Source organism: Gordonibacter pamelaeae 7-10-1-b, assembly GCF_000210055.1.
GTDB lineage: Bacteria > Actinomycetota > Coriobacteriia > Coriobacteriales > Eggerthellaceae > Gordonibacter > Gordonibacter pamelaeae.
The window spans coordinates 3,271,791-3,296,569 of record NC_021021.1; the positions used below are offsets into that span (position 1 = coordinate 3,271,791).

Here is a 24,779-nt window from a genome sequence, read left to right on the forward strand (position 1 = left end):
CCGGTTCCGGTTCCGGTTCCGGTTCCGGTTCCGGTTCCGGTTCCGGTTCCGGTTCCGGTTCCGGTTCCGGTTCCGGTTCTGGTTCTGGTTCTGGTTCTGGTTCTGGTTCTGGTTCTGGTTCTGGTTCTGGTTCTGGGAAAGGCTCGCACGGGGAAGGCGTGCCAAGGGTGGCGATTTCCGCCACCGGCACGTCAAACGATGGTTCCGGCGCCGGCTCGGGATCGAAAAGCGGCTCGCCCGCCTCCTCGCAATCATCCACCGCGGCCTCCGTGCGCACCGCCCGCACCTCGACGGCATGCGCCAACGACGGCACGGCAATCGGAAGCTCGGTGGTCGAGCGGAACGCAAGCTCCTCGACGGGCTCTTGCGGGTCGAACGTGTCGGCATCGGCATCCGCCGTCTCGCCCACGGCCAGCGCGGCCTCTGCCAGGCCGCCCTCGACTATCTCTACGCCCGATGCCATCACGCGGTTCTCGGGCGGAGCCGGATCGATGTCCAGGCGCGTGGCCAGCGACAAGTTCGATTGGGCTATCGACACCAGCTCGGCGCCCAGCTCGGCGCCTTCGGCACCCTTGGATTGGAGCTCCCTGCCTATGTCGAGCACCCGCCCCCACGAGAGCGCGTCCAGATCCTCTTTCAGCGACGCGACCTTGTCGGCCTCGCGGGCGATGCGCTTCTCTGGCGTGTTACCGAACAGCATGGCTTCCTTTTACCGAACAGGTGGTTGATACAAGCGTTCGTCCAGTATAGCACGCATCCCGATCCGGCGAGGCTCCTCGCCCGGGCGCAGCGGAACAGGACCGCTAGTAGATCACGCGCCAGAACACGAGGCCCTGCGCGGGAGCGTTCTCGCCGGCCGCCTGCCGGTCGCGCGCTTCCAGCACCTCGCCCACCCACGACGAGGGGCGCTGGCCCTTCCCCACCATCACGAGCGTGCCCACGATAGTGCGCACCATGGAGTGCAGGAAGGCGTTGCCCACCACCTTGATGGCCAGGATGTTCTCGCCAAGCACCGTCTCGGGATGAAACGATATCTCGCGCACGTTGCGGTTCGTGGGCTTGCCCACGGCCGATGCCGCCATGCAGAAGCTCTTGAAGTCGTGCTCGCCCAGCAGGTACTGGGCCCCGGCCTCCATGGCCGACACGTCCAACCCGCCCGGCACGAACCACGAGAAGTCCTTCATGAAGATGGGCGCCGTGCTGTCCACGCACAGGTGGTAGTGGTACTCGCGCGCCTGGGCGTCGAAGCGGGCCGAGAAGCCCTTCTGCTTCGGCTCCACCTCGCGCACCGTGATGGCGTCGTTCGTGAGCGCGTTGAGCGAGCGGCGCAGGCTGGGCAGCGAGCGCCCGGCGATGTCGACGTCGTCCACGTCGAAGCTCACCACCTGGCCGAGCGCATGGACGCCCGCATCGGTGCGGCCGGCGCACGTCGTTTCGATGGGCCGGCGGAACAGCAGCTCGAGGGCCGCCTCCACGTCGCCCTGCACGGTGAGCTGGCCGGGCTGCCGAGCGAACCCGGAAAAGGGAGCGCCGTTGTACGAGAGGGTGAGCGCGAGGGTGTGCTCGCGCACCGGGCGCTCTCCGTCGGCGGCGGCAAGAGCTCCCGCAGCGGATCCGGCAGGGCGCGTCTGGGTATGTTGAGTAGTCTGAGTCATGATGCGCTCCATCATAAACGAAACCGGCCGCCCTGCGAAGCGCGACCGGTTTCCGCTTGCCAAACTGTAATGAAACGCCGCGGCGGGCGGCCCTCCCCTACGACGCGCGGCTCCACACCGGGCGGCCGAACAGGTCCTGAATCTCCGAGAGCATGATCTGGGAGCGGGCGTCCACCGTCACCGGCAGCTCGGCGCGGAACTTGCGGCCGTCGCCCTGGCTCACGAACAGCACCACGCCGTCGCGGCCCGGATAGGACTTCAGGATGCGGTTCAAGCGCTGCGACGTGGCCTGGTTGAAGTCGGCGGACGACACCTTCAGCTCCAGATGCGACGGGCGCGCGTCAGCCTCGTTCAGCTCGATGGCCTCCACCTCGAAGGCCATGATCTGGTTGCCGCGGTCGCTGTGCTCGAACTTGCCCTTGATCTTGACGATGGCATCCTCCTGGATGGCCTCGGCGTTCTCGTCGTACTTGAAGCAGATGCACTCGATGTGCCCCGTCGTGTCCTCCAGCGTGAACGTGGCCATCTTCGTGCCGCGCTTCGTGAGCTTCGTCACCACGGTGGATATCATGCCCACGAACGTGGCGGACTTGATCTCCTTCGTGCGCTCGGCCAGGTCTCCCAGCTGGAACTTCGTCATGCGGGCGATGGTGCCCTCGTATGGGCGCAGCGGATGGTCCGAGACGTAGATCTTCATGATCTCCTTCTCGTAGGACAGAAGCTGGCGCTTGGGCCACTCCACGCCGTCGGGCTCGGGCACCTCCTCCTCGAATCCGGAGTCGGGATCGTCGCCGAACAGGTCGAACATGGACACCTGTCCGCGGTCGCGGTCCTTCTGGCGCTTCGACGCGCTTTCCAGCAGCGGCGTCTCGTCCACGAAGTACATGAGCTGTTTGCGCGTGTAGCCGGTGGAGTCGAACGCCCCGCCCTTGATGAGCGCCTCGAGCGTCTTGCGGTTGTAGCACTTCGCATCCAGGCGGTTCACGAAGTCGTGCAGGCTCGTGTACGGGCCGTTGGCCTCGCGCTCCTCGATGATGGCCTCGGCCACGTTCGCGCCCACGCCGCGCACGCCCACCAGGCCGAAGCGGATGCCGTCGTCGGTGGGCGTGAACTCCGCGTTCGAGGAGTTGATGTCCGGCGGCAGCACGGGCGTGCCGTTGTGGTTGCAGCTGGCAATGTAGCGAATCAGGCGGTCGGTGTTGCCCATGTAGGACGACAGCACGGCGGCCATGAAGTCGTTCGGGTAATGCGCCTTCAGGTACGCCGTGCGCATGACCAGGATGGCGTAGGCGGCGGAGTGCGATTTGTTGAACGCGTACTTCGCGAACTTCTCGGCATCCTCCCAGATCTGCTTGGCGATGGCCAGCGAGAAGCCGTTCTCCACGGCGCCCGTGTTCCAGTCCTCCTGCAGGGCGCGCATGACGTCGAGCTTCTTCTTGCCCATGGCCTTGCGCAGCTTGTCGGCCTTGCCGGCGGAGAAGCCGCTCATGGCCATGGAGATCTGCATGATCTGCTCTTGGTAGACCATGGTGCCGTACGTCTCCTCCAAGATGGGGCGGAGACGGTCGTCGTAGTAGTGTATCTGGGTCTTGCCGCTGGCCACCTTGACGTAGTCGTCGACCATGCCGGACTCCAGCGGGCCCGGACGGTTGAGCGCGATGGAGGCGACGATGTCGGAGAAGCGCGTGGGGGGCAGGCGGGCGAACAGGCTCACGTACAGCGCACCCTCCACCTGGAACAGGCCGTCCATGTTGCCGGACTGCATGAGTTTGAACGCGGCCTCGTCGTCGATCGGGATCTCCTCGGGGACCACCTTCGTGCCGAAGCGCTGCTCGACGTTGCGGCACGCGATGGAGAGCACGTCGAGCGTGCGCAAGCCCAGGAAGTCCATCTTCAGCAGGCCGAGCTCCGGCGTGTAGTGGCCGTCGTACTGGGTGATGATGCCGCCGCCCTTGGTGTCGCGCTTCATGGGAACGTGGTCGGCCATGGGGTCGCGGCAGATGATGGTGGCGCACGCGTGCACGCCCTCGCCGCGCACGTGGCCCTCGATGGACTTCGCGGCGTCGATGACGGCCTTGACGTCCTCCTCGGTCTCGTACGCCTTCTTGAGGTCGGGGTTCGTGGCGAGCGCCTTGTCGATGGTGATGCCCAGCTCGTCGCCGATGAGCTTGCAGATGCGGTCGCCCGTGTTGTACGGGTAGTCCAGCACGCGCGCGGCGTCGCGCACGGCGTTCTTGGCCTGCAGGGTGCCGAACGTGATGACCTGGGACACATGGTCCTCGCCGTACACGTCCTTGATGTGGTTGATGACCTCTTCGCGGCGGCCCTGCTCGAAGTCGACGTCGATATCGGGCATCTCCACGCGCTCGGGCGAGAGGAAGCGCTCGAACAGCAGGCCGTTGGACAGCGGGTCGAGCGCGGTGATGTCCATGGCGTAGGCCACGATGGCGCCTGCGGCCGAGCCGCGGCCCGGCCCCACGCCGATGCCCTGGCTGCGCGCCCACTCGATGTACTCCTGCACGATGAGGAAGTACGCCGGGAAGCCCTGCTGGATGATGATGCCCATCTCGTAGTCGGCGCGCTCCTGCGCCTCTTGCGGCACCGGGCTGCCATAGTGCTTGACCAGGCCCTCCTGCACGCGGCGGCGGAAGTAGCTCTCCTCGGTCTCGCCTTCGGGCAAGGGGAAGCGCGGGAGGATGGAGTCGCGCTCCAGCACCACGTCCACCTTCTCGGCCACCTCCACCGTGGTGTCGCAGGCCTCAGGGAAGTCCTTCAGCGCCTCGCGCATCTCCTCCTCGGACTTCATGTAGAACTCGTCGTTCGAGAACCGCATGCGCTTCTCGTCGTTCACGGCAGCGCCCTGGGCCACGCACAACATGTAGTCCTGGGCCTTCGCGTCCTCCTTCGTGAGGTAGTGGAAGTCGTTCGTGGCGATGGTCTTCAGGCCGGCGGCGCGGGCCACGTCGGTGAGCATGTGGTTGAGCTCGGTTTGCGTGAACCCGGCGTCGGTGCGGATGCCCTGGTTCTGGAGCTCGATGTAGAAGTCGCCCGGCTCGAAGCAGCTGGCGAACTTGTTGGCCCACGCCACGGCGTCGTCGAACTGGCGGTTGTCGAGCAGCTTCGGGATGATGCCGGCGATGCAGGCCGACGAGCCGATGATGCCCTTGCCGTACTTCTGCAGCATGGAGAACGTGGTGCGGGGCTTGTAGTAGAAGTTGTCGACGTGCGACTCGCTGACCAGCTTCACCAGGTTGTGGTAGCCCTCGTTCGTCTTGGCCAGCAGAAGCAGGTGGTAGAGCTTCGGCTTGCCGTCGCGCTTGAGCTCCTCGTCGGTGGTGAAGTACACCTCGCAGCCGTAGATGGGCTTGACGCGCTTGCCGGTCTCCTCCTCCACCTTGTCGCACATCTCGCACAGCTGCGGCACGCCCGACATCACGCCGTGGTCGGAGATGGCCACGGCCGGCATGCCGAGGTCGGCTGCGCGCTTGACCATGTCGTAGATGTGCGTATGCCCGTCGAGCAGGGAATACTCGGTATGGTTGTGCAGGTGGACGAATGCCATATCTTGTGCCTCTAATCAGTCAGAAATGCGCTTGGTGGGGTGTCCGGGGTGTATGCGCGCGGTGTCATGGTGTCGTTGACATTCTAGCAGCATTGGCCGACGGGCGCCGCCCACAAACAGCGAACAAACGATGGTTTTTGCGCGGATGCGCGAGCCGGCGCGCAGCCGGCGGCGTTGCCTTATAATCATCGTGCGGCAACACGAGGGCGTGCGGCGAGGACGCGCGCACGAAAGGAGACGAACCATGATCGACTACCCCCTGCTTGCGAAGGACCGCGAGCTTTCCGCCGACGAGGCGCTCGAGGTGCTGGAGGAGGGCGAGTTCTGCGTCGTGTCCACGGTGGACGCCGACGGCATGCCCTACGGCGTGCCGCTGTCCTACGTGATGCTGGACGGCGCGCTGTGCTTCCACACCACGAACAAGGCGGGGCACAAGCTTGACAACTTCGCGCGCGACGGGCGCGCGTGCGTGACGGTGGCCACCGAGGTGGAGGCCTGCTACGAGGACGACTTCTTCACCACGCGCTTCGCGTCGGTCATCGCGCGCGGGCGCGTGCGCCGGGTGGAGGACGGCGCCGCGATGCGCAAGGTGCTGGTGGCGCTGTGCATGAAGTACCTGCCCGAGTACAAGGACAAGATCGGCGAGGGCATCGCCCGCGAGATCGACGACACCGCCATCTGGGCCGTGGACCTGGAGGAAGTGCGCGGCAAGGGCGCCCGGCGCCTCCCCCGCTGAACTGTGGGCAACGTAGAAGAGCCTTGATCCCGCCCGAGGCGCGATCAAGGCCGCTCCCTCACCCTTCGACTACCTCGTTCTCGTTCACAAGCACCACGTCGCTCGTACCCGCCGCATGCGCCCGCAGCTCTTTCGAGAACCCCGTCCTCGAGAACAGTCCGAACAGGGGCGGCGCGTCGAACGGTCCGGGCACGGATTCCGCCTTGACGCGCAGCACCTCGAAGTCCCCCATCGAGACAGGCTCGCGCTCGCGGTACTTGCACTCGCCGAAGAAGCAGCGGCCGGAGGAATTGTCGACCGCCCCCACGTCGATCTCGACCGACCCTCGCCTGTTCCAGTACGAGCCGATGCGACTCGGAGCGAAGTCGATCTGGCCCGCCGCGCAGAGATCCGCGAACGCCTGGCGCGACACCGTCTCGAACACGAAGGGTACGAAGTTGCTCTGGAACGTCCTCTCAACCGCCTCGAGACTCGGCCGCATGTTCCCCATTTCCAATTCCCCCGTGAACGGCTGCACGTAGCGGAACCAGAAGTCCACGAACGTGTCGCAGATGTAGTAGAGGCCCGATTTGCTGCGCTCGGGATACTTCTCCGTGAACGGCACGCGCCGCTCTATGAAGCCGAGTCCGGCGAGTGTTTTGAGGTAGGGGGACATCTCGCCCGTCTTCCTGCCGAGCATCCCCGCGATATCCGACTGCCTCCGATTGCCCGCCGACACGGCCCTCAAGATGGATAGGTAGTTCATAGGATCGCGTATATCCTCGTCGAGGAGGAATCGCGGCTCCTCATACAAAAATCCCGAGGTGGAGAACACGTTCTCCTTGACACACTCCTCGAACCGGTCGATGGGCTCGAAGAACTCGAAGTACTTGGGCACGCCGCCGGTGAGCGCGAACAAATCGACAAGATCCGAGAACCCGTATTCCGGGAAACCAGAGGCCATCTCGGAGAAGCGCATGGGCTTGAGGCGAATCTGAGCCGTGCGCCTTCCGTAGAGGGGGCTGTCGTGGGAGAGCGCCACATCCCGCATCATATGCACAGAGGAGCCGCAGATCACAAGCATGACGTTGGCGTCTCGCAGCAGCTCGCCCCATGCGTATTGCAGGACGGAGGGAAAGGCGGGGTTGCCCTTCACCAAATACGGCAGCTCGTCGATGACCAGCACCTTGCGCTCCGATGCCTCATGGTCGGCGAAGGCTTTGAACAGAGGGCGCCAGTCTGTGTAGTTCCCCTCTTTGAGAGCTGGCTGGCCGACGAAATCTGCCATGTCCCCGGCGAAGCGGCGGATGTTCAGCGCCTCCGCCTCGCGGGACGCGAGGAAGTAGAGGGCGGGTTTGCCCTTGATGAACTCCTTTATGAGCGTGGTCTTCCCCACGCGACGACGCCCGTAGAGCACGACGAATCCGCTTTTGCGCTCGTACTGCTTTTCGAGAACCGCCAACTCGCTTCGGCGACCAATGAAGCTCTCCATAGGTGCTCCTAAGATAATCGTACTTATAATAATCTTAATTATCTTATCATGAGCACCAGAATGCAAGCCTTGGTCGGAAAACACACCCGCTGGGCACTTCGGCCTTCACCTTGACCGGGCCCTCCCGGTGTAGTAACCTGCGGGCCAACCCCATAGAACCGTCTGCCGCCGGGTAGACCAACGCAAGCATGCGCGCCCTCGTCGTTAGGCCTTAGAAGACGAGGGAGGCCGCATGCTTTTCTCGTTAAGGAGGACGAATGAAGAAGCTCGTTGCAGAGAACTCGTTCTGGGAGCTGTTCCCCGACGCGGCCATCGGCATCCTGGCGGTGCGCGACATGAGGCCGGCCGCCGAGGTGCCGCCCGAGGACGCGGCCGCCGTCGCGCGGCTTTTGCGCGACGCGAACGAGCAGGCGAACCGCCACCTGACCAGCAACACCATCTCCGAGAACGAGGCCGTGCGCGTATGGCGCGAGACGTACCGGATGTTCAAGACGAAGAAGGGGGCGCGCTGCTCCATCGAGAACCTGCTCAAGCGCGTGCTCAAGGGCAACCCGGTGGGCTCCATCACGCCGTCGGTGGACGTGTACAACGCCATCTCGCTCAAGTACGCCCTTCCGGTGGGCGGCGAGGACCTGGACTCACTCGCCGGCGACCTGCGCCTGGGCGTCACCGAGGGCGGCGATGCGTTTCTGCCGCTCGGCGAAGACGCCGAGGACCCCACACTGCCGGGCGAGCTCTGCTACCGCGACGACGAGGGGGCCGTGTGCCGCTGCTGGAACTGGCGCGACGGCCAGCGCACGGCGCTCACGGACGACTCCGCGAACGCCATCCTGGTCGTGGAATGCGTCGACCCGGCCCGCCGCGCCGACCTCGAGGCCGCCCTGGACGAGTTCGCCGCCCTCATGGAGCGCTACCTGGGGGCGTCCATCGAGGTGCGCGCCGTGGTGGACCGCGCGCACCCAGAGCTGGTCATCGAGCCGTAGCGCCCCGCCTGCGGTTCAAGCCTGCGAGAGCGGGGTGCCGGGCGGGCTGAAGGCGGGCACGGCATCGGGGTTCTCGCTCAGGCGCTCGGCGAAGCGGTTCTCCATGATACGGTTGCGCTCGCCCCAGGTGGCACCCGTCACAGCGTCGATAACCTCGTCGATCTCGTCGGGCGTGGGGGTCGCCAGCTTCTGGCTCAGCGCGCGGTCGTCACGATCTTCCATATCCTTCCTTTCGAACACAGGGAGCCGGCACGCGGCCGGCTCCCCGAACAAGCTCCGAACCCCTGGACAGCGCCTAGGCGACGGGCGCCTCCTTCGGTGCGGGGGCGCCGTCCGTCCCGGGCGCCTTCTCCTTCACCAGCAGCCCGGCCAGGCCACCGGCGGCCGGATCGGACAGGAACGCCACGATGACGATGGTCGGCCAGAACTGCAGGCACAGGCTCACGAAACGGTCGAACAGGTTCGTGCCCATCATCTGCCCCGTCATGGTGCTCATGGCCTCCACCTCGCCCACGCCCGTCATGAACGCCGTCATGACGATGCCCAGCACGAACATGATGAGCGTGCTGAAGAACACGTTCTGGATGAGCCGGAACGCCACGCTGCCCGGCTTGGCGTCGTAGTACACGGCGCACGCCGCGGCGATGCGCGCCAGCGGGAGCACCGCCGTGACCACGAACGAGGTGACGAACGCCACGCCGAAGCTCATCAGGTAGAACATAGGATCGATGTGCGGCATGCCCTGCATGATGGTCAGGCACAGGCACAGCACCGCCGCCACGATGAGCGAGAAGAACAGGCCGTACACGATGTAGTACTTCTTGGAATGCATATCCGCCCCTTGTCCGCGGGCCCGCGCACGGCGGGCCCGCTCAGATCAGGAAAGCTCCTTTACGCCACCACGAACAGCGTCTTCTGCTTCACGTCCATGCGCTGGGACAGCTCGTCGAGCGGCCCGAACTCCAGGCACTGCGACTGGCAGCGCTGCACGCAGGTGGGCACCTTGCCCAGGCCCCGGCGCGCGGCGCAGGTATCGCACTGCTTCGTGGGGATGGGCAGGTAGCTGAACTGCCAGTTCTCGTCGGCCTCGTCGCCGATGGCCCACGGGCCGATCTTCACCACTTTGATGCCGGTCTCGCCCACTGGCAGGCCGTGCTCCATCTGGCAGGCCACTTCGCAGCTGTGGCAGCCCGAGCACCACTGCGCATCGGCCAGGATTCCGTACTTAGCCATGGTCTATTCCCCCTCTTCCACTTTGTAGATCTTGCAGATAGAGCTCTTGTAGTTCGAGCCGAAGCCGCTCTTGCCCGGGATCCACGGCAGCGTGTTGTTGATGTTCAGGTCGAACACGTCGTAGAACTTCTCCGGGTCGCCCTCGGGGAACCACCAGCCGTGGTCGCACGACACGATGCGGCGATCCATGACGGGCGTGAGCTTCGCCTTGCGCTTCGCGCGGCCCATGGGGCCTTCCATCCACACCCAGTCGCCGTCCTTGATGCCGTACTTGGCAGCCGTCTCGGGATGGATCTCCATGAGGGGCCACGGGCGGTAGTGGCGCATGCGCTCGATCTGGCGATGCTCGGAGTGGAACATGCCCCAGGTGCGCGCGCCGCTCGTCATGACCAGCGGGTACTCGCCCATGAGGTCCGGCGTGGAGCCGGGGCCGGGCTCGGGCTCCTCGAAGTAGGGCAGCGGGTCGAGGCCGGCCTGGTTGTAGAAGTTGCTCCACAGCTCGATGCGGCCGGTGGGCGTGTTGAAGCCGGGCTGCCCGTCCTTGCGCAGCTTGCCCGTCTTGTAGCGGTAGTACTCGATGGGCTGGTAGGCCGGCGCCACTTCCTGCAGCTCCTCGAAGCTCATGTCGGTGGGCTTGAGCATGTCGGTGAACATCTCGTCCACGTTGTCCCACGGCCACGCCTCGGGGTTCCAGCGCTTGCCGAGCTCAAGGTTGATCTGCATGTCGCTTCGGCACTCGCCCACGTCCGTCACCTTGTTGATGGTGGAGCCGCGCTGCGCGCCGGACACGAAGGCGATACCGTTGCGCTCGGGGAACGTACAGGCCGGCAGCACCACGTCGGCCAGAGCGGCGATGGTCGGGGTCTTGAACAGGTCCACCACCACGATGAAGTCGAGCTTGTTCAGGGCCTTGTACAAACGCTGCGGGTCGGCGCCCATGCAGGCGATGGGGTTGGTGGTCTGCAGCCAGGCGCCGTGGATCTCGTAGGGCACGCCCGTCTCGATGGTCTTCACGGTCTCGTCGGGCTGCGACACGGCGAACCCGAAGTTGTACAGCGGGTAGTCCTTGATGCCGATGCGCTTGGCCTCCTGCTCCGGGCCCAGGATCTCGCGGCCCCAGCCGCCGGCCACCGACAGGATCTCCGGTGCCACGATCATGCCGCCGGGGCGCTCCATGTTGCCCGTGATCTCCCAGAGGGCGAGGATGGCCTGGCCGGCCGGCATGGCCTCGCGGGTCATGTCAACGGCCACGCCCCACTGCAGCGTGGAGTTCTTCGCGTTGCCCAGCATGCGGGCGGCGGCGATGATCTTCTCCTCGGGAACCCACGTGATCTCGCTCACGCGCTTCACGTCGAATTCCTTGGCGCGCTCGGCCAGCTCGTCGAAGCCGTAGCACCAGTTGTCGACGAACTCGTGGTCGTAGAGGTCCTCCTCGATGATGACCTTCATCATGCCGAGCGCCAGCGCCGCGTCGGTGCCGGGGCGCACGCGCAGGTGCAGCTCGGACTTGGACGCCAGCCACGTGACCTTCGGGTCCACCGTGACCAGCTTCATGCCGCGCTTCATGAGGTCGATGACCCAGTGGCCGTAGAAGCCCTCGATGTTCGACTTAAGCGGGTAGTTGCCCCACACGAACATGACCTCGGGAACCTCGTAGTCCGGGTGGTCGTAGCGCTCGGGGAACTGCTGGGCGGCGTCGGGGATCCACGGTGCGCCCGTGGTGGCGGCCATGCCGGCGATACGCGGCAGGTAGCATGCCTGGCCCGAGAGCAGGCCCGTGTAGTTCGGGCTGCCGAACGACCAGGACAGGCGCGTGATGTACGCGGCGATGTCGCGGCCGGTGCCCTGCGCGAAGATGACGGACTCGGCGCCGTACTTCTCCTTCATGGCCATGAACTCGTCGGTGATGAGGTCGTAGGCCTCGTCCCACGAGATGCGCTCCCACTTGTCGAGGCCGCGGTCCTCGCGGGCGCGCTTCATGGGATACTGCAGGCGCTCCTTGTGGTGCGTCACCTCGGGCACGTCAAGGCAGCGCATGCACAGACGTCCGTTCGTCCACGGGTCCTCCGGGTCGCCCTCGCACTTGGCCAGCTTGCCGTCGGCATCCTGGTACATGATGACGCCGCAACCCAGGTGGCAGCCCGGGCCCGTCCATGCGCAGCCGCGCGTGACCTGGTAGCCGCCTTCCTCGTACTGGAACGGCTTGTCGTGCTGCACGGTTCGATACTCCTCAGCCATACCTTGCCTCCTCGTCCTTTCGTCTCGGATGCACCCGCCCCGCTCCCCGCGGGAGGCGGCCCGAGGGCCTCCCCGTTCCACTCCCCGTCTTCGGGGTTCGCAACGGCGGTGGTGCCTTTCCTTGCCACGATCCTAGAGACCGTTTATCATGGGCGCCATCGACAAATCGTCTGGTTTCTTCGGAGGGGCCTCGGCGATAAGCGGGAGGGGGCCGCGCAAACGCCTATGGAAAAAAGTCTGAATAGCCACGAAACACCACGTCAGAGCGTATCTCCCACCATGCTTCTCACGATGGTGGGAGGCATGGCGCTCTTCTGGGCCTGCTTCTTCGCCATGCTCATGCGCAACTCGTTCTTGGACCCCGGCATCGACCGGCTGTGGTACCACCTTGCCCTGCGCATCGCGTTCTTCATCGGTTTCGGGGCCTGCTGCCTCACGATATCGCGCGCACCCGAGGGGCTGCCGTCGCCCCGCGCGCGGCGCGCCATGACGGGATTCGTGGCGGCGTTCTGCCTCATCGCCGCCGTGTCGTCCACGGCCTACGCGGTGCTCGGCACGCCGCTGCCGCTCGCCTTCGACCTCGCAGCGTGGGGGCTTTCGGGGGCCGGCCTGGGCTGCCTGCTGTTCAGCTGGATGCCCGCGGTCTCGCGCCTCGACGAGCGGTCGGTGGCACGCTGCATGGCGCTCTCCACTGCCTGCGGCGGCTTCCTCTACCTGGTCATCAACCTGCTGCCGTCCTACTTCAGCATCGTCATGCTCGTGGTGTGCCCTTTGGTCAGCCTGGCCGTCGAGCGCGTGGTGGGGCACGAGGCGGGGCCGGACGAGGGCCTGCACATACCGCTGGCCGTCTCCCAGGAGAAGGCGGGCCTCTCATGGGCGTTCGGCGTCATCTATATCGTGTACGGCATCGTGTTCGGCCTCGGCGCCGGCTCCATCACGCAGCTGGCCGGCGACCCCCTGCTGTTCGCCGGCATCGCCGGGTTCGCGCTGGCCGGCGCGCTGGCGGCGCTCGCGTTCATGCACCGCTTCGCCGGGCGCATGCGCCAGATCGACGTGCTGCGCATGGTGTTCCCGTTCCTCGTGGTGTCGCTCGTGTCCATGGCCCTGTTCACCGGGCCGGTGTACGCGCTCTCGAACCTGCTGCTTTTGGCCGTTTACGTGTTCCTCGTGGTGGTGAGCATGGCCTTCGAGGTGCACACGGCGCACAACCGGCATGCGGCGCCCCTGTACTTCGTGGGCATGAGCCAAGGCGTGCTCGGCTGCGGCATGGCTGCCGGATTCGCGCTGGGGCTGCTGCCGGCGGCTGCCGGCGCCACGAACTACGCCGTGCTCTCGGGCGTCGCGCTGGGACTGGTGGTGGTGCTGGCCGCGTTCATCACGTTCGCCCCGAGCCGCCGCCCCGCCGACGACGACGATGCCGCCGAGGCCCCCGAGCAGGAGCACGAGCAGGGCCGCTGGAAGGCCCGCTGCACCGTGGTGGCGCGCGAAGCCAAGCTCTCCGCGCGCGAGACCGAGGTGTTCTTCCTCATGGCGAAGGGCCGCGGCATCGAGCACATCCAGAACAAGCTGTGCATCTCCAGCCACACGGTGAAGTCGCACACGTACAACATCTACAAGAAGATGGGCATCAACTCCCGCGAGGAGCTCCTCGACGCCATCGAGGCTGCGAATCCCGACGACGCATAGGGCGAGGGATGCCCCAGAGCGGAGCCGAACATGAGAGGAGGGGGCAGCTTGGCTGTCCCCCTCCTCGGTTGGTACCCTTATGATGCGGCGGCCGCGCTATTTGGCAGGTGCGCCTTCCGCCACGCGCAGCTGGGTCTCGTACCAGGCAAGGCGCGCCCGGGACGTTTCCAAGATGGCGCCGTAGGACTCCACCTCGGGATCGTCGGCATGCTTCGCCTCCAGCTCGGCGACGCGCTCGCGCATCCCGTCGGCCTTCTTGCGAACCGCCTCCGCGTCGATGTTGTCCACATCCACGCCGAAGCGCGCGAGAACGGTCAAACGGTCCGCATACACCTGCGTTGCACCCTCGTACAGGGCGAAACGGCGCTTCTCGTTGCCGGCGGCATCCATCCAGAGCGTGAGGACGCCGGGGCTGTTCTTGGCCACGAGCATCTCATGGCCGCTCAGCACGCCGTAGTTGCCCTCGGAACCCGGGACGTCCGCGTAGGCGATCTCTCCCGAGAACAGCTCGCGCGTCGGCGTAGCCACCATGCAAAGCAGATTAGGCATGAGCTTCTTCCTTCGTCATTTCCTCGTAGGCCGCGTACACGTCCTCGATGGCGCCCTTGTACACGAAGCACTGCTCGGGGATATGGTCGCACTTGCCGTCGAGGATCTCGGCGAACGAGCGGATGGTATCCTCCATCTTCACGTACTTGCCGGGGTTGCCGGTGAAGACCTCGGCCACGTGGAACGGCTGGCCCAGGTACTTCTGGATCTTGCGGGCACGGTTCACGACGAGCTTCTGCTCCTCGGAGAGCTCGTCCATGCCGAGGATGGCGATGATGTCCTGCAGGTCCTTGTAGTTCTGCAGCACCTCCTGCACGCCCACGGCCACGCGGTAGTGCTCCTCGCCCACGATCTCCGGGTCGAGCGCGCGGGAGGTGGACTCCAGCGGGTCGACGGCCGGGTAGATGCCCAACTCGGCGATGGAACGGGACAGAACCGTCTTCGCGTCGAGGTGGGTGAACGTCGTGGCCGGCGCGGGGTCGGTCAGGTCGTCGGCGGGAACGTACACAGCCTGCACCGAGGTGATGGAGCCGGTCTCGGTGGACGTGATGCGCTCCTGCAGGTCGCCCATCTCGGTTGCCAGCGTGGGCTGGTAGCCAACGGCGGAGGGCATGCGGCCGAGAAGTGCGGACACCTCGGAGCCGGCCTGCGTGAAGCGGAAGATGTTGTCGATAAACAGCAGCACGTCCTGGCCCTGGTCACGGAAGTACTCGGCCTCGGTCAGGCCCGCCAGGCCCACGCGCAGACGCGCTCCCGGAGGCTCGTTCATCTGGCCGTACACCAGGCAGGTCTTGTCGATGACGCCGGACTCGCTCATCTCGAGGAACAGGTCGGTGCCCTCGCGGGTACGCTCGCCCACGCCCGTGAACACCGACGTGCCGCCGTGCTCCTGGGCCAGGTTGTTGATGAGCTCCTGGATGATAACGGTCTTGCCGACACCAGCGCCGCCGAAGAGGCCGGTCTTGCCGCCCTTGACGTAGGGCTCGATGAGGTCGACAACCTTGATGCCGGTCTCGAAGATCTCCGTCGTGGTAGTCAGCGTGTCGTAGTCCGGGGCCGGGTGGTGGATGGGCATCCACTCGGCAACCTCGGGCATGGGCTTGCCGTCGACCGGCTCGCCGATCACGTTCCAGATGCGGCCCAGCGTGTTCGGGCCCACGGGCATCATGATGGGGTTGCCGGTGTCGACGACCTCGAGGCCGCGCACCATGCCGTCGGTGGACGACATGGCGACAGTGCGGACGAGGTCGCCCGGGAGGTGCGTCTGCACCTCCAGCACGGTCTTCACTTCCCCGATGGGGGTCGTTGCATCCACGGTCAGGGCGTTGTAGATCGCCGGCATTTGATCCGGCGGAAACTCAACGTCGACGACAGCGCCGACGATGCGGACAATGCGTCCGGTCGCGCCCGTGGCCGATGCAGTGTTCTTGGTTTCAGCCATTTATTCCTCCAAAGCTGCGGCGCCGCCAACGATCTCCGAGATCTCGGTCGTGATAGCGCCCTGGCGCACGCGGTTGTACACGCGGGTCAGGGTGTTGACCATCTCGCTGGCGTTGTCGGTCGCCGACTTCATTGCGGTGCGGCGCGCGCCCTGCTCGGCAGCCGCCGAGTCGATGAGCGCGTAGTAGAACGTGTTGCGCAGGTAGGCGCGCATCAGATAGTGCATGACCGATTCGGCATCGGGCTCGAAGTCGATGTCGCCGGGCAGGTGGTCGAGGTCCTTCTCGCGGAAGTGCTCGAAGTAGTCCTTCTCCTTGGGAGCCAGGCCCAGGAGATCGGCATAGCTCGTGGTGTTGATGGGCAGCACCTGCTGCTCGATCAACCGCTGCTCGGCCGCGTTCTTCGCATGGTTGAACACGATGATGACCTCGTCGAGCTTGCCCTCGCGGTAGCTGTCGCCGGCGAACTGCGAGATCTCGGCCGCCTCCTCGTACGTCGGGTCGGCCGAAAGGTCGCGGAACTCGAAAACCGGCACGATGTTGCGATAGCTGAAGTACCCGATGGCCTTCTTGCCGCAGGCGACGATCTCGACCTCGATGCCCTGGCGCTCCTTCTCCTTGATGAGCTTCTCGGCATGGCGCAGCACGTTGCTGTTGAACCCGCCGGCAAGCCCGCGATCGGACGCGATGACCACGATCAGAGCGCGCTTGACCTCGTCATGCGTGGCGAGCAGCGGCTCGGAGTCGAGCGGTGCGTACTTCGCCGTGGAAATGAGCATCTCCGAGATGGCGCTCGCCCACGGAAGGGCGTTGTACACCCGCTCCGAGGCGCGGCGGATCTTGGCGGCCGCAACCATTTCCATGGTACGCGTGATCTGCTTCGTCGAGGAGACGGAGTTGATGCGCCGTTCTATGTCGTGAAGGTTGGGCATGGTCTACCTGCCTTAAGCCGAAGCCGAGAACGTCAGCTTGAAGGCCTCGATGGCAGCGTTCAGCTCGGTTTCGATCGCGTCGGTAAACTTCTGCTCCTTCACAATGTTCTCGAAGATCTCCGGCTTGGAGGCGCGGATGTAATCGAGCAGCTCGCCGCGGAAGCGCACGACGTCGCCCACCGGGATGTCGTCGAGGTAGCCGTGCCCGCCCGCATAGATGGACACCGCCTGCTCCTCGACCGGCATGGGGTTGTAGCGGCCCTGCTTCAGCAGCTCGGTCATGTGGGCGCCGCGGTTCAGCTGGTCCTGAGTGGCCTTGTCCAGGTCGCTGCCGAACTGCGTGAACGCCTGCAGCTCGCGATAGGACGCGAGGTCGAGGCGCAGCGAGCCGGCAACTTGCTTCATGGCCTTGATCTGCGCGGAGCCGCCGACTCGCGACACGGAGATGCCCACGTCGACAGCCGGGCGCTGGCCCTGGAAGAACAGGTCGGTCTGCAGGAAGATCTGGCCGTCGGTGATGGAGATGACGTTCGTCGGGATGTAGGCGGACACGTCGCCGGCCTGCGTCTCGATGATGGGGAGCGCCGTGAGGGAGCCCGCACCGTTCTCGTCGTTCATCTTCACCGCGCGCTCCAGCAGGCGCGAATGCAGGTAGAACACGTCGCCGGGGTACGCCTCGCGTCCCGGAGGACGACGCAGCGTCAGCGACATCTGGCGGTAGGCCACGGCCTGCTTGGACAGGTCGTCGTAGACGCACAGCACGTGGCGGCCGGGGTTCTCGGCGGAAGCCGGCTTGCCGTCCTCGCCGTTGTACATGAAGAACTCGCCGATGGCGGCACCCGCCATGGGAGCGATGTACTGCAGCGGCGCGGAGTCGGACGCAGAGGCCGACACGATGATCGTGTAGTCCATGGCGCCATGGCGCTCGAGCGTCTCGACGATGCCGGCAACCGTGGAGGCTTTCTGGCCGATAGCCACGTAGATGCAGATCATGTCCTTGCCCTTTTGGTTGATGATAGCATCAACCGCAATGGCGGTCTTGCCGGTCTGGCGGTCGCCGATGATGAGCTCGCGCTGGCCGCGGCCGACGGGGATCATCGAGTCGATGGCCAGGATGCCGGTCTGCATGGGCTCGTGCACCGGCTTGCGGGCGATAACGCCGGGAGCCTTGAACTCCACGGGGCGCATGCCCTCGGCCTTGATGGGGCCCTTGCCGTCGATGGGCATGCCGAGCGGGTTCACCACGCGGCCGAGCATTTCCCTGCCCGACGGAACTTCCACGATACGGCCGGTCGTGCGGACCTGGTCGTTCTCCCTGATTGCCGTGACATCGCCGAGAAGCACGGCGCCGACCTCGTCTTCTTCGAGGTTCTGGGCCAGACCGTAGACGGTCTTGCCGCCCTGGCCGACGAATTCGAGGAGCTCGCCTGCCATGGCGTCGCGCAGGCCGTCGACGCGGGCGATGCCGTCGCCGATTTGGATAACGGTTCCGACCTCGCGAGACTCGATGTTGACCTTCAGGGCGTCAAGCTGCTTGCGCAACGCATCGTCAATGGACTTAGCGGTGATTTCAGTCACTAGCATTCACCTCCATCTGTAGTCGTTTTGAGCACGTTGCGGGCATGGTCGAGCTGGGACGCCACGCTGGCGTCGATGCGCTTCCCGTTCGTGCTCATGATGATGCCGCCCAATATGGACTTGTCGACGCTCTCGCGCAGGACGACGTTCGTGTCCAGATCGGCTTCGGCTTTTTCCGTAATGATGCGTCGCAGGGCGTCGTCCAGCGGAACCGCCGTCGTAACGTCCACCACGCACAGGTTCAACTTGCTCTGCAGCTGCTCTGCGTAGTTCTCGAGCACGCGGGGCAGCAGCGCGGCGTCGCCCCGTTCGGCCAGAACCGCCAACACGTCGAGCAGGACCGGGTTGCAGCCAGCGAACACGTTCCTGGCAAGCTCGCCCCGCTGCTCGGGCGTGTAGCCCGGGTCTGACAAGGCAACGGACAGCTCCATGTTCGTGCGCATGGCCCCGGCTACGCGGACCATCTGGTCGCGCACCTCGAGGACCGCCTCCTGGCCGCCCGCCTCGAACGCCCCATCGAACAGGACGGCGGCATACACTGCCACTTCCTCTTTGACGATAAGACGATTAGTTGGCATCGAAACTGCCCGCCTCGTTCACGTAGCGCTCGATCATCTTGCGATGCTCGCTCTCAGAGAGGTCCTCGCCGATGAGGCGCGCCGCAACCGCGACGGACGTGTCGGCAACGGAGCTCTGGAGCTCGGCGATGGCAGCCTTCTTCTCCGCCTCGATGGCCGTGCGCGCCTTGGCGATCATGTCGGTCGCCTCGGACTGGGCCTTGGCCGTGATGTCGGCCTTGGCGGCTTCGCCGGTCTGCTTGGCGTCGGCCACGATCTGGGCCGCCTGGGCCTTGGCATCGGCCAGCTGCACCCGGTACTCCTCGAGCACCCGCTCGCTCTCGATGCGGGCCTCTTCGGACTTCTCGAGGGCATCCTTGATCATCGTCTCGCGCTTGGACAGCATGGCCTCGAACTTGGGCCAGCCGAGCTTCGCGAGGACGATCCACAGCAAGATGAAGATGACGAGCATGGGGATGAACTCCGCCATGTCGGGCAGGATGGCGCTGATGCCGCCTGCCTCCTCCTCACTGGCGAACGCGAGCGCGGGAAAAGCAAACGTCATGCCGGCGCCGGCAACTGCGGCGACCCCCATGCGAGTCGATGCTTTTTTCGCTCTGTCTTTCACGTTGTAACCTCCTTTAGCCTTCTTGCGGCAAATATGTCCGAATAAGGCCGAGTTACACGATGAAGGTCAGAACGAAGCCGATGAGGCCGAGGGCCTCGGCGAGGGCGGCGCCGATGATGAAGTTCGTGAACAGACGACCCTGCAGTTCGGGCTGGCGGGCGGTCGCGACGCAGCAGCCGTAGCAGGCGATGCCGATGCCGACGCCGGGGCCGATGGTCGACAGGCCGTAGCCCACGAGCTTCAGAGCCGCAAGAACGATGGTAGTTTCCACAATTTCCTCCTTTTACCGTTTCCGAGCCAACCTCGGAGACTTTGGACAACCTGTTTATGTCAACCGGCCGTGGAGTGCCGGTATGAACCGTGGTTCCGCGCCCGTCGGGCGCATGCCGTCCGCTCGCGCGGACGGCGGGGACGATCCTAGTGGTCGGACGTGGCCAGGCCGATGTACACCGCGCTCAGGATGGTGAACACGTAGGCCTGCAGGAACGCCACCAGCACCTCGAGCGCGTACATGGCGAACAGGAACAGCATCCAGGCGATGGAGATGGACCCCACCGCAACGCCCGCGCCCTGGATGGCGGAGCCGATGAACACGCTGGTGAGCAAGGCGAAGATGCCGAGCACCATGTGGCCTGCGAACATGTTGCCGTAGAGTCGCACGGCCAGCGTGAGCACGCGCAGCACCGTGGAGAAGAGCTCGAGGAACCACACGATGGGCACCATGACCACGGGCAGGCCGGACGGCGCGAACGACTTGAGGTAGCCGCCCAGGCCCTTGACCTTGATGCCGTAGAAGATGAAGTAGACGAACGAGATGGCGGCGAGGGCCCACGTGATGGAGATGGACCCGGTGGGCGTCTTGCAGCCGGGGATGAGGCCCACGAAGTTGCTGATGAGGATGAAGAAGAACAGCGTGGCCAAGAACGGGATGTGCTTCTTGTAGCCGTGGCCGATGGCGCTCTCTCCCATGTCCTTCTTCACGAACTCGTAGCCGTACTCGACCATGTTCGTGAACTTGTTCGTGGGGATGAGCGTGAGGCGCTTCCCCGCCGTCAGCACGACGATGAGCGTGATGACGAAGCAGATGATCATCCACAGCACGTACTGGGTCATGCCGAACGAGCCCGAGCCGAACACAAAGACCGGGTCGAACGAATGCTGCAGATGGGGCACCTCGGCCGCTAGTTGATCAAGTGGATTCACGTGTCTTACCTTCCCATCCTACTTCCGTACAAATGTATATACGCCGTAGCCGATTGCGCAGGCAACGAGCACCGCCGCTTCCGCCAAGACGAAGGGCACCGCTATGTCGCGCGCGAGGACGACGCAGGCGATGGCTCCGAGGAAAAGGATGACGAACGACAACAGCACACCGAGCATCAGGGCGCCTGCATGGCCCAAATTGCTGGTGTCGGTCACCCGCCTCGTCATTCGCAATCCGAGAAACAGCGGCAACACGCCGAGCGCCCCGGACAACGCCCCCAAAACGATCGCTAGTACCATAGCCTGCTTTCAAATCCATGCGCTCGCAGACGCGCCCTATTAAACCGGTACGTATGATAACGGAACGTTCGATTTATTCTACGAGAAGGTAACAAAAACATCCGATTTTCGGGTGAGTGGTGGATAAATCCGGCAGAAAACTGAATAAACCCTGCGGTGCGGAGGGGCGAAACTGTATATTCCACGCCAAAAAGAGGGCGGTTGAAATGCTAGGTGAATAACCCCATTTCGGGGGTGAGCGGTCGGAAGGCGCCGTCTCTTTTCAGCCGGGCGGAGAGGGACGGATCGGACGCGACCGGCAGTGCCGCTCCCGTCAGCCGGACGGGGACGTGCGAGCAGATGCGGCAGGTCCGGCGCATAAGGGGGTCCCGGAGGTTGGACGGATGCGCCGGGCGGCCTCCCCGGAGCGCGGGCGCCCTACCCTTCGAACACGCGCAGCTTCATGCCGGCTTCCTCGAGCATGGACATGGCCAGCTCGTCGGGGTACGGGTTCTGGTAGACGATCTCCTCGATGCCGGCGTTGATGAGCATCTTGGCGCACACGACGCAGGGCTGCGTGTTCACGTAGATGGACGCGCCCGTGATGTTGATGCCGTAGCGCGCCGCCTGGATGATGGCGTTCTGCTCGGCGTGCAGGCCGCGGCAGATCTCGTGGCGCTGGCCGCTCGGCACGCCGAGCTGCTGGCGCAAGCAGCCCGTCTCGGCGCAGTGGCGCATGCCGGTGGGCACGCCGTTGTAGCCCGTGGCCAGGATGCGGCGGTCCTTCACGATGACGGCCCCCACCCCGCGGCGCATGCAGGTGGTGCGCGTGGCGACTTCGTTCGCCAGCTTCATGAAGTACTCGTCCCAGCTGGGGCGGTGGTCGATCGTCTCGGTCATGCGTGCTTCCTTTCAACCTGCGGGGCGGCGGGAGGGCGGCGCAGCGCCCAGTCGCTCGGCAGTCCTGGCTCGCACGAAACGCCCAGTGGACGTTTCGGCTCGTGCGGAACTCGCTTGGTGGGCGCTGCGCCGCCCTTCCACCTTCTCCGGTGCTTCGAGTCCGGGCCGGAGACGCGCAAAGCGCTCTCCGGCGGGGGGGTTCATGGATCTGGTCTCCCGTTTGGAGGGGTTCAACCTGGGCGGGAGGCTTCGTCCTACTTCGTGCCGAAGATGCGGTCGCCGGCGTCGCCCAGGCCGGGGACAATGTAGGCGTGGTCGTTCAGGCCCTCGTCGACGGCGCAGGTGTAGATCTGCACGTCCGGGTCGGCGGCGAGCACGGCCTCGATACCCGCCGGGGCGGCCACGAGCACCATGAGCTTGATATTCTTCACGCCGATCCTGCGCAGGTACTGGATGGCGGCCACGGCCGAGCCGCCGGTGGCGAGCATGGGGTCCACCACGAGCACGTCGCGCTGCGCGATGCTGTCGGGCATCTTGGCGTAATACTCGTGCGGCTCGTGGGTGTCGGGGTCGCGGTACATGCCGAGGTGCCCCACGAACGTGGACGGCATGAGCTCCTGCACGCCCTCCACCATGCCGAGGCCGGCGCGCAGGATGGGCACGATCACCATCTTCTTGCCGGACACCTGCTTGCACGTGGTCTTGCAGATGGGGGTCTCCACCTCCACATCCTCGAGGGCCAGATCGCGCGTGGCCTCGTAGCCCTCGAACAGGGCGAGCTCGCGCACGAGGGCGCGGAAGTCCTTCGAGGACGTGTCCTTGTTGCGCAGCTTGGACAGCTTGTGCTGGACCATGGGATGGTCGACGACGGTGACGCGGTCGTACTCTTTCGTCATGGGAAAGTGCTCCTCTTTAATTAGTAGTCGAGTTCCGGGTACAGGGGATGGGCGGCGAGCAGCGCGTCCACTTTGGTGCGGATGTCGGCGAGCTTGGCGTCGCTCTCGGCGTTGAACACCGTGGCGGCGATGAGCTGGCCCACCTCGTAGAAGTCCTCTGCGGTGAAGCCGCGCGTGGTGGCGGCGGCGGAGCCCACGCGGATGCCGCTCGTGACGAAGGGGCTGCGCGGCTCGTTGGGGATGGAGTTCTTGTTCACCGTGATGCCCACGCTCTCCAAGAGCTTCTCGGCGTCCTTGCCGGTGACGTCGGCGGGCGTGAGGTCCACGAGGCACAGGTGGTTGTCGGTGCCGCCGGACACGAGGCGCAAGCCGCCGTCCATCATGCCCTGGCCGAGGCGCGCGGCGTTCTCCACCACATGGCCGATGTACTCTTTGTACGAAGGTTGCGCGGCCTCGCCGAACGCCACGGCCTTGCCGGCGATGACGTGCATGAGCGGGCCGCCCTGGGAGCCGGGGAACACGGCCTTGTCCACGCGCTTGGCGATGTCCTCGTCGTTTGCGAGGATGAAGCCGCCGCGCGGGCCGCGCAGGGTCTTGTGGCTGGTGGAGGTGACGACGTCGGCGTGCGGCACGGGGCTCGGGTGCGCGCCCGCGGCCACGAGGCCGGCGATGTGGGCCATGTCCACCATGAAGTACGCGCCCACCTCGCGTGCGATGGCGCCCATGCGCTCGAAGTCGATGATGCGCGGGTACGCGCTCGCGCCGCCCACGATGAGCTTCGGGCGCACCTCCTTGGCGATGCGCTCCACCTCGTCGTAGTCGATGGTCTCGGTCTCGGGGTCCACGCCGTAGCTGGCGAAGTGGTAGTGGCGGCCGGAGAAGTTCACCGGCGAGCCGTGCGTGAGGTGGCCGCCCTCGGCCAGGCTCATGCCGAGCACCGTGTCGCCCAGCTCGATGAGCGCCTCGTACGCGCCCAGGTTCGCGTTCGCGCCACAGTGGGGCTGCACGTTCGCGAAGTTCGCGCCGAAGAGGGCGCAGGCGCGCTCGCGGGCGAGGTCCTCCACGATATCGACCTTCTCGCAGCCGCCGTAGTAGCGCTTGCGCGGGTAGCCCTCGGCGTACTTGTTCGTGAGGACGCTGCCCACGGCCTCGAGGACGGCGGGTGAGGTGAAGTTCTCCGAGGCGATGAGCTCCACGGAGTCGCGCTCGCGGGCGAGCTCCTGGCGCAGGGCGTCGGCGACGGCGGGGTCTTGCTCGGGCAGGTAGGTCAAGGGCATGGCGGTTCCTTTCGGGATACGGGCGCGGGTCGCGCGAAAGGCGGCGTCGCTGATGATGCAGCTTATGCTAGCACAACGGCCCGCACCGGTTGAGCAGGCGCGGGCCGTCGGTTCGGCCTCACTTGGCTTCGAGGGCCATGATCTTCTCCACACGGCCGGCGTGGCGGCCCTCCCCGAAGGGAGTGGCGAGGAACGCGTCGAGGATGGCACGGTTCGTCTCCTCGTCCACGAAGCGGCCGGAGAGCGTGACGACGTTCGCGTCGTTGTGCTCGCGCGACAGCTCGGCGAACTGCGGGGTGACCACGTTCACGGCGCGGATGCCGTCCACCTTGTTCGCGGCCACGGCCATGCCGATGCCCGTGCCGCACACGAGCACGCCGCGCTCGGCCGCCCCGCCCGCCACGTCGCGGGCTACGAGCTCGGCGTAGTCCGGGTAGTCCACGCGGTCGTCGGTGTCCGGGCCGCGGTCGATCACGTCGTGACCCTGCGCGGCCAGGTAGTCCACGAGCGCCTGCTTCTGCTCGAAGCCCGCGTGGTCGCTGGCGATGCTGATGTTCATGGGCGGTTCCTTTCGTAGTGGTGGGTTCTTCGGCTCGCTCCGCCCGATCAGGGCGCCATCGTGCGCCGCACGGCGCGCGCCCAGCCCTCCAGCAGGCGGGCATGGCGGGCGTCCTCCATGCCCGGCGCGTAGACCGTGTCCGAGGAGCGCAGGTCGCACAGGCGGGCGGTGTCCTTCCAGAAACCAGTTCCCAAGCCGGCCAGGTAGGCTGCGCCGAGCGCCGTCGTCTCCGTATTCTGGGGACGGTGCAGCGGCGTGCGCAAGAGGTCGCTTTGGAACTGCATGAGAAAATCGTTCGCCGACGCGCCGCCGTCCACCTTGAGCACCTTGAGCGGCATCCCCGCGTCGGCCTCCATGGCCACGGCCAGGTCGTGCACCTGGTAGGCCAGCGACTCCAGCGCGGCGCGCACGATGTGGG

Annotated in this window: 25 protein-coding genes; 3 read left to right on the forward strand and 22 right to left on the reverse strand. The window is 65.6% G+C overall.

Annotated elements, in window-relative coordinates; translation table 11 throughout:
* From GPA_RS19590 to dnaE, 3 genes are all read right to left on the reverse strand, one after another.
* On the reverse strand, positions 1 to 700 hold a 700-nt coding region (locus tag GPA_RS19590; protein ID WP_049784190.1), incomplete at its 3' end, for a hypothetical protein.
* A gap of 103 nt (positions 701 to 803) precedes the next feature.
* Positions 804 to 1,655 (reverse strand): tRNA pseudouridine(38-40) synthase TruA, encoded by an 852-nt coding sequence (gene truA / locus GPA_RS15035; protein WP_114568565.1) that lies wholly within the window; start codon positions 1,653 to 1,655, stop codon positions 804 to 806.
* A gap of 97 nt (positions 1,656 to 1,752) precedes the next feature.
* A complete protein-coding gene (dnaE, locus tag GPA_RS15040; protein ID WP_015540397.1) occupies positions 1,753 to 5,217 on the reverse strand; it encodes a DNA polymerase III subunit alpha in 3,465 nt (1,154 codons plus the stop codon).
* A 244-nt stretch (positions 5,218 to 5,461) separates the two neighbouring features.
* On the opposite strand from dnaE, the gene GPA_RS15045 reads away from it, so the two are divergent.
* Positions 5,462 to 5,953 (forward strand): pyridoxamine 5'-phosphate oxidase family protein, encoded by a 492-nt coding sequence (locus GPA_RS15045; RefSeq protein ID WP_015540398.1) that lies wholly within the window; start codon positions 5,462 to 5,464, stop codon positions 5,951 to 5,953.
* 58 nt (positions 5,954 to 6,011) lie between these two features.
* Here GPA_RS15045 and GPA_RS15050 read toward each other — a convergent pair whose 3' ends face one another.
* Positions 6,012 to 7,424 carry an ATP-binding protein gene (locus tag GPA_RS15050; protein ID WP_015540399.1) on the reverse strand — a complete coding sequence of 471 codons (1,413 nt, stop codon included), beginning with the start codon at positions 7,422 to 7,424 and terminating at the stop codon, positions 6,012 to 6,014.
* Between the two features lie 257 nt (positions 7,425 to 7,681).
* Here GPA_RS15050 and GPA_RS15055 point away from each other — a divergent pair, with 257 nt between their 5' ends.
* Positions 7,682 to 8,407: a B3/B4 domain-containing protein gene (locus GPA_RS15055; protein ID WP_015540400.1), complete on the forward strand. Its 726-nt coding sequence runs from the start codon at positions 7,682 to 7,684 to the stop codon at positions 8,405 to 8,407.
* Positions 8,408 to 8,422: 15 nt separating this feature from the next.
* Here GPA_RS15055 and GPA_RS15060 read toward each other — a convergent pair whose 3' ends face one another.
* The 4 genes from GPA_RS15060 to GPA_RS15075 all read right to left on the reverse strand — a co-directional run bounded on the left by GPA_RS15060 (position 8,423) and on the right by GPA_RS15075 (position 11,878).
* Positions 8,423 to 8,629: a hypothetical protein gene (locus tag GPA_RS15060; protein WP_041239750.1), complete on the reverse strand. Its 207-nt coding sequence runs from the start codon at positions 8,627 to 8,629 to the stop codon at positions 8,423 to 8,425.
* Between the two features lie 73 nt (positions 8,630 to 8,702).
* Complete coding sequence (locus tag GPA_RS15065; protein WP_015540401.1) at positions 8,703 to 9,239, reverse strand: hypothetical protein; 537 nt, start codon at positions 9,237 to 9,239, stop codon at positions 8,703 to 8,705.
* A gap of 59 nt (positions 9,240 to 9,298) precedes the next feature.
* Positions 9,299 to 9,640 carry a 4Fe-4S dicluster domain-containing protein gene (locus GPA_RS15070; protein WP_015540402.1) on the reverse strand — a complete coding sequence of 114 codons (342 nt, stop codon included), beginning with the start codon at positions 9,638 to 9,640 and terminating at the stop codon, positions 9,299 to 9,301.
* Between the two features lie 3 nt (positions 9,641 to 9,643).
* Positions 9,644 to 11,878, reverse strand: a complete 2,235-nt coding sequence (locus GPA_RS15075) for a molybdopterin-dependent oxidoreductase (RefSeq protein ID WP_015540403.1) — start codon at positions 11,876 to 11,878, stop codon at positions 9,644 to 9,646.
* A 303-nt stretch (positions 11,879 to 12,181) separates the two neighbouring features.
* On the opposite strand from GPA_RS15075, the gene GPA_RS15080 reads away from it, so the two are divergent.
* On the forward strand, positions 12,182 to 13,564 hold the full coding sequence (locus GPA_RS15080) for a helix-turn-helix transcriptional regulator (protein WP_156791074.1): 1,383 nt from the start codon (positions 12,182 to 12,184) through the stop codon (positions 13,562 to 13,564).
* Between the two features lie 96 nt (positions 13,565 to 13,660).
* Here GPA_RS15080 and GPA_RS17000 read toward each other — a convergent pair whose 3' ends face one another.
* The 14 genes from GPA_RS17000 to GPA_RS15150 form a co-directional block, all read right to left on the reverse strand.
* A complete protein-coding gene (locus GPA_RS17000; RefSeq protein WP_049784192.1) occupies positions 13,661 to 14,113 on the reverse strand; it encodes a F0F1 ATP synthase subunit epsilon in 453 nt (150 codons plus the stop codon).
* Positions 14,106 to 15,554, reverse strand: a complete 1,449-nt coding sequence (gene atpD / locus GPA_RS15090; protein WP_015540406.1) for a F0F1 ATP synthase subunit beta — start codon at positions 15,552 to 15,554, stop codon at positions 14,106 to 14,108. The genes GPA_RS17000 and atpD overlap by 8 nt, the downstream gene beginning before the upstream one ends.
* Complete coding sequence (atpG, locus tag GPA_RS15095) at positions 15,555 to 16,484, reverse strand: ATP synthase F1 subunit gamma (RefSeq protein ID WP_015540407.1); 930 nt, start codon at positions 16,482 to 16,484, stop codon at positions 15,555 to 15,557.
* 12 nt (positions 16,485 to 16,496) lie between these two features.
* Positions 16,497 to 18,068: a F0F1 ATP synthase subunit alpha gene (gene atpA, locus GPA_RS15100; RefSeq protein WP_154270391.1), complete on the reverse strand. Its 1,572-nt coding sequence runs from the start codon at positions 18,066 to 18,068 to the stop codon at positions 16,497 to 16,499.
* Entirely contained in the window at positions 18,062 to 18,640 is a 579-nt protein-coding gene (gene atpH / locus GPA_RS15105; protein ID WP_041239752.1) for an ATP synthase F1 subunit delta, read from the reverse strand. The genes atpA and atpH overlap by 7 nt, the downstream gene beginning before the upstream one ends.
* Complete coding sequence (gene atpF / locus GPA_RS15110) at positions 18,630 to 19,247, reverse strand: F0F1 ATP synthase subunit B (RefSeq protein ID WP_041239753.1); 618 nt, start codon at positions 19,245 to 19,247, stop codon at positions 18,630 to 18,632. The genes atpH and atpF overlap by 11 nt, the downstream gene beginning before the upstream one ends.
* Before the next feature lie 52 nt (positions 19,248 to 19,299).
* A complete protein-coding gene (atpE, locus tag GPA_RS15115; protein ID WP_041239754.1) occupies positions 19,300 to 19,518 on the reverse strand; it encodes an ATP synthase F0 subunit C in 219 nt (72 codons plus the stop codon).
* 146 nt (positions 19,519 to 19,664) lie between these two features.
* On the reverse strand, positions 19,665 to 20,450 hold the full coding sequence (atpB, locus tag GPA_RS15120) for a F0F1 ATP synthase subunit A (RefSeq protein ID WP_041239755.1): 786 nt from the start codon (positions 20,448 to 20,450) through the stop codon (positions 19,665 to 19,667).
* 18 nt (positions 20,451 to 20,468) lie between these two features.
* Positions 20,469 to 20,750 carry a hypothetical protein gene (locus GPA_RS15125; protein ID WP_015540409.1) on the reverse strand — a complete coding sequence of 94 codons (282 nt, stop codon included), beginning with the start codon at positions 20,748 to 20,750 and terminating at the stop codon, positions 20,469 to 20,471.
* A gap of 417 nt (positions 20,751 to 21,167) precedes the next feature.
* Positions 21,168 to 21,629, reverse strand: a complete 462-nt coding sequence (locus GPA_RS15130) for a deoxycytidylate deaminase (protein WP_015540410.1) — start codon at positions 21,627 to 21,629, stop codon at positions 21,168 to 21,170.
* A 254-nt stretch (positions 21,630 to 21,883) separates the two neighbouring features.
* Positions 21,884 to 22,525 carry a uracil phosphoribosyltransferase gene (gene upp, locus GPA_RS15135; protein WP_015540411.1) on the reverse strand — a complete coding sequence of 214 codons (642 nt, stop codon included), beginning with the start codon at positions 22,523 to 22,525 and terminating at the stop codon, positions 21,884 to 21,886.
* 20 nt (positions 22,526 to 22,545) lie between these two features.
* Positions 22,546 to 23,802 carry a serine hydroxymethyltransferase gene (glyA, locus tag GPA_RS15140; RefSeq protein WP_015540412.1) on the reverse strand — a complete coding sequence of 419 codons (1,257 nt, stop codon included), beginning with the start codon at positions 23,800 to 23,802 and terminating at the stop codon, positions 22,546 to 22,548.
* Between the two features lie 118 nt (positions 23,803 to 23,920).
* A complete protein-coding gene (gene rpiB, locus GPA_RS15145) occupies positions 23,921 to 24,361 on the reverse strand; it encodes a ribose 5-phosphate isomerase B (RefSeq protein WP_015540413.1) in 441 nt (146 codons plus the stop codon).
* Positions 24,362 to 24,408: 47 nt separating this feature from the next.
* On the reverse strand, positions 24,409 to 24,779 hold a 371-nt coding region (locus GPA_RS15150; RefSeq protein ID WP_041239756.1), incomplete at its 5' end, for an FGGY-family carbohydrate kinase.

What these genes read in the sequence shown, in the direction of transcription:
- rpiB (WP_015540413.1), bottom strand. Translation starts at nt 24,361, where the DNA reads ATGAACATCAGCATCGCCAGCGACCACGCGGGCTTCGAGCAGAAGCAG.
- GPA_RS15060 (WP_041239750.1), bottom strand. Translation starts at nt 8,629, where the DNA reads ATGGAAGATCGTGACGACCGCGCGCTGAGCCAGAAGCTGGCGACCCCC.
- atpD (WP_015540406.1), bottom strand. Translation starts at nt 15,554, where the DNA reads ATGGCTGAAACCAAGAACACTGCATCGGCCACGGGCGCGACCGGACGC.
- GPA_RS15125 (WP_015540409.1), bottom strand. Translation starts at nt 20,750, where the DNA reads ATGGTACTAGCGATCGTTTTGGGGGCGTTGTCCGGGGCGCTCGGCGTG.
- atpG (WP_015540407.1), bottom strand. Translation starts at nt 16,484, where the DNA reads ATGCCCAACCTTCACGACATAGAACGGCGCATCAACTCCGTCTCCTCG.
- glyA (WP_015540412.1), bottom strand. Translation starts at nt 23,802, where the DNA reads ATGCCCTTGACCTACCTGCCCGAGCAAGACCCCGCCGTCGCCGACGCC.
- atpH (WP_041239752.1), bottom strand. Translation starts at nt 18,640, where the DNA reads ATGCCAACTAATCGTCTTATCGTCAAAGAGGAAGTGGCAGTGTATGCC.
- GPA_RS15070 (WP_015540402.1), bottom strand. Translation starts at nt 9,640, where the DNA reads ATGGCTAAGTACGGAATCCTGGCCGATGCGCAGTGGTGCTCGGGCTGC.
- upp (WP_015540411.1), bottom strand. Translation starts at nt 22,525, where the DNA reads ATGACGAAAGAGTACGACCGCGTCACCGTCGTCGACCATCCCATGGTC.
- GPA_RS15045 (WP_015540398.1), top strand. Translation starts at nt 5,462, where the DNA reads ATGATCGACTACCCCCTGCTTGCGAAGGACCGCGAGCTTTCCGCCGAC.
- truA (WP_114568565.1), bottom strand. Translation starts at nt 1,655, where the DNA reads ATGACTCAGACTACTCAACATACCCAGACGCGCCCTGCCGGATCCGCT.
- GPA_RS15055 (WP_015540400.1), top strand. Translation starts at nt 7,682, where the DNA reads ATGAAGAAGCTCGTTGCAGAGAACTCGTTCTGGGAGCTGTTCCCCGAC.
- GPA_RS17000 (WP_049784192.1), bottom strand. Translation starts at nt 14,113, where the DNA reads ATGCCTAATCTGCTTTGCATGGTGGCTACGCCGACGCGCGAGCTGTTC.
- dnaE (WP_015540397.1), bottom strand. Translation starts at nt 5,217, where the DNA reads ATGGCATTCGTCCACCTGCACAACCATACCGAGTATTCCCTGCTCGAC.
- GPA_RS15130 (WP_015540410.1), bottom strand. Translation starts at nt 21,629, where the DNA reads ATGACCGAGACGATCGACCACCGCCCCAGCTGGGACGAGTACTTCATG.
- atpA (WP_154270391.1), bottom strand. Translation starts at nt 18,068, where the DNA reads ATGCTAGTGACTGAAATCACCGCTAAGTCCATTGACGATGCGTTGCGC.
- GPA_RS15065 (WP_015540401.1), bottom strand. Translation starts at nt 9,239, where the DNA reads ATGCATTCCAAGAAGTACTACATCGTGTACGGCCTGTTCTTCTCGCTC.
- GPA_RS15075 (WP_015540403.1), bottom strand. Translation starts at nt 11,878, where the DNA reads ATGGCTGAGGAGTATCGAACCGTGCAGCACGACAAGCCGTTCCAGTAC.
- GPA_RS15080 (WP_156791074.1), top strand. Translation starts at nt 12,182, where the DNA reads ATGGCGCTCTTCTGGGCCTGCTTCTTCGCCATGCTCATGCGCAACTCG.
- GPA_RS15050 (WP_015540399.1), bottom strand. Translation starts at nt 7,424, where the DNA reads ATGGAGAGCTTCATTGGTCGCCGAAGCGAGTTGGCGGTTCTCGAAAAG.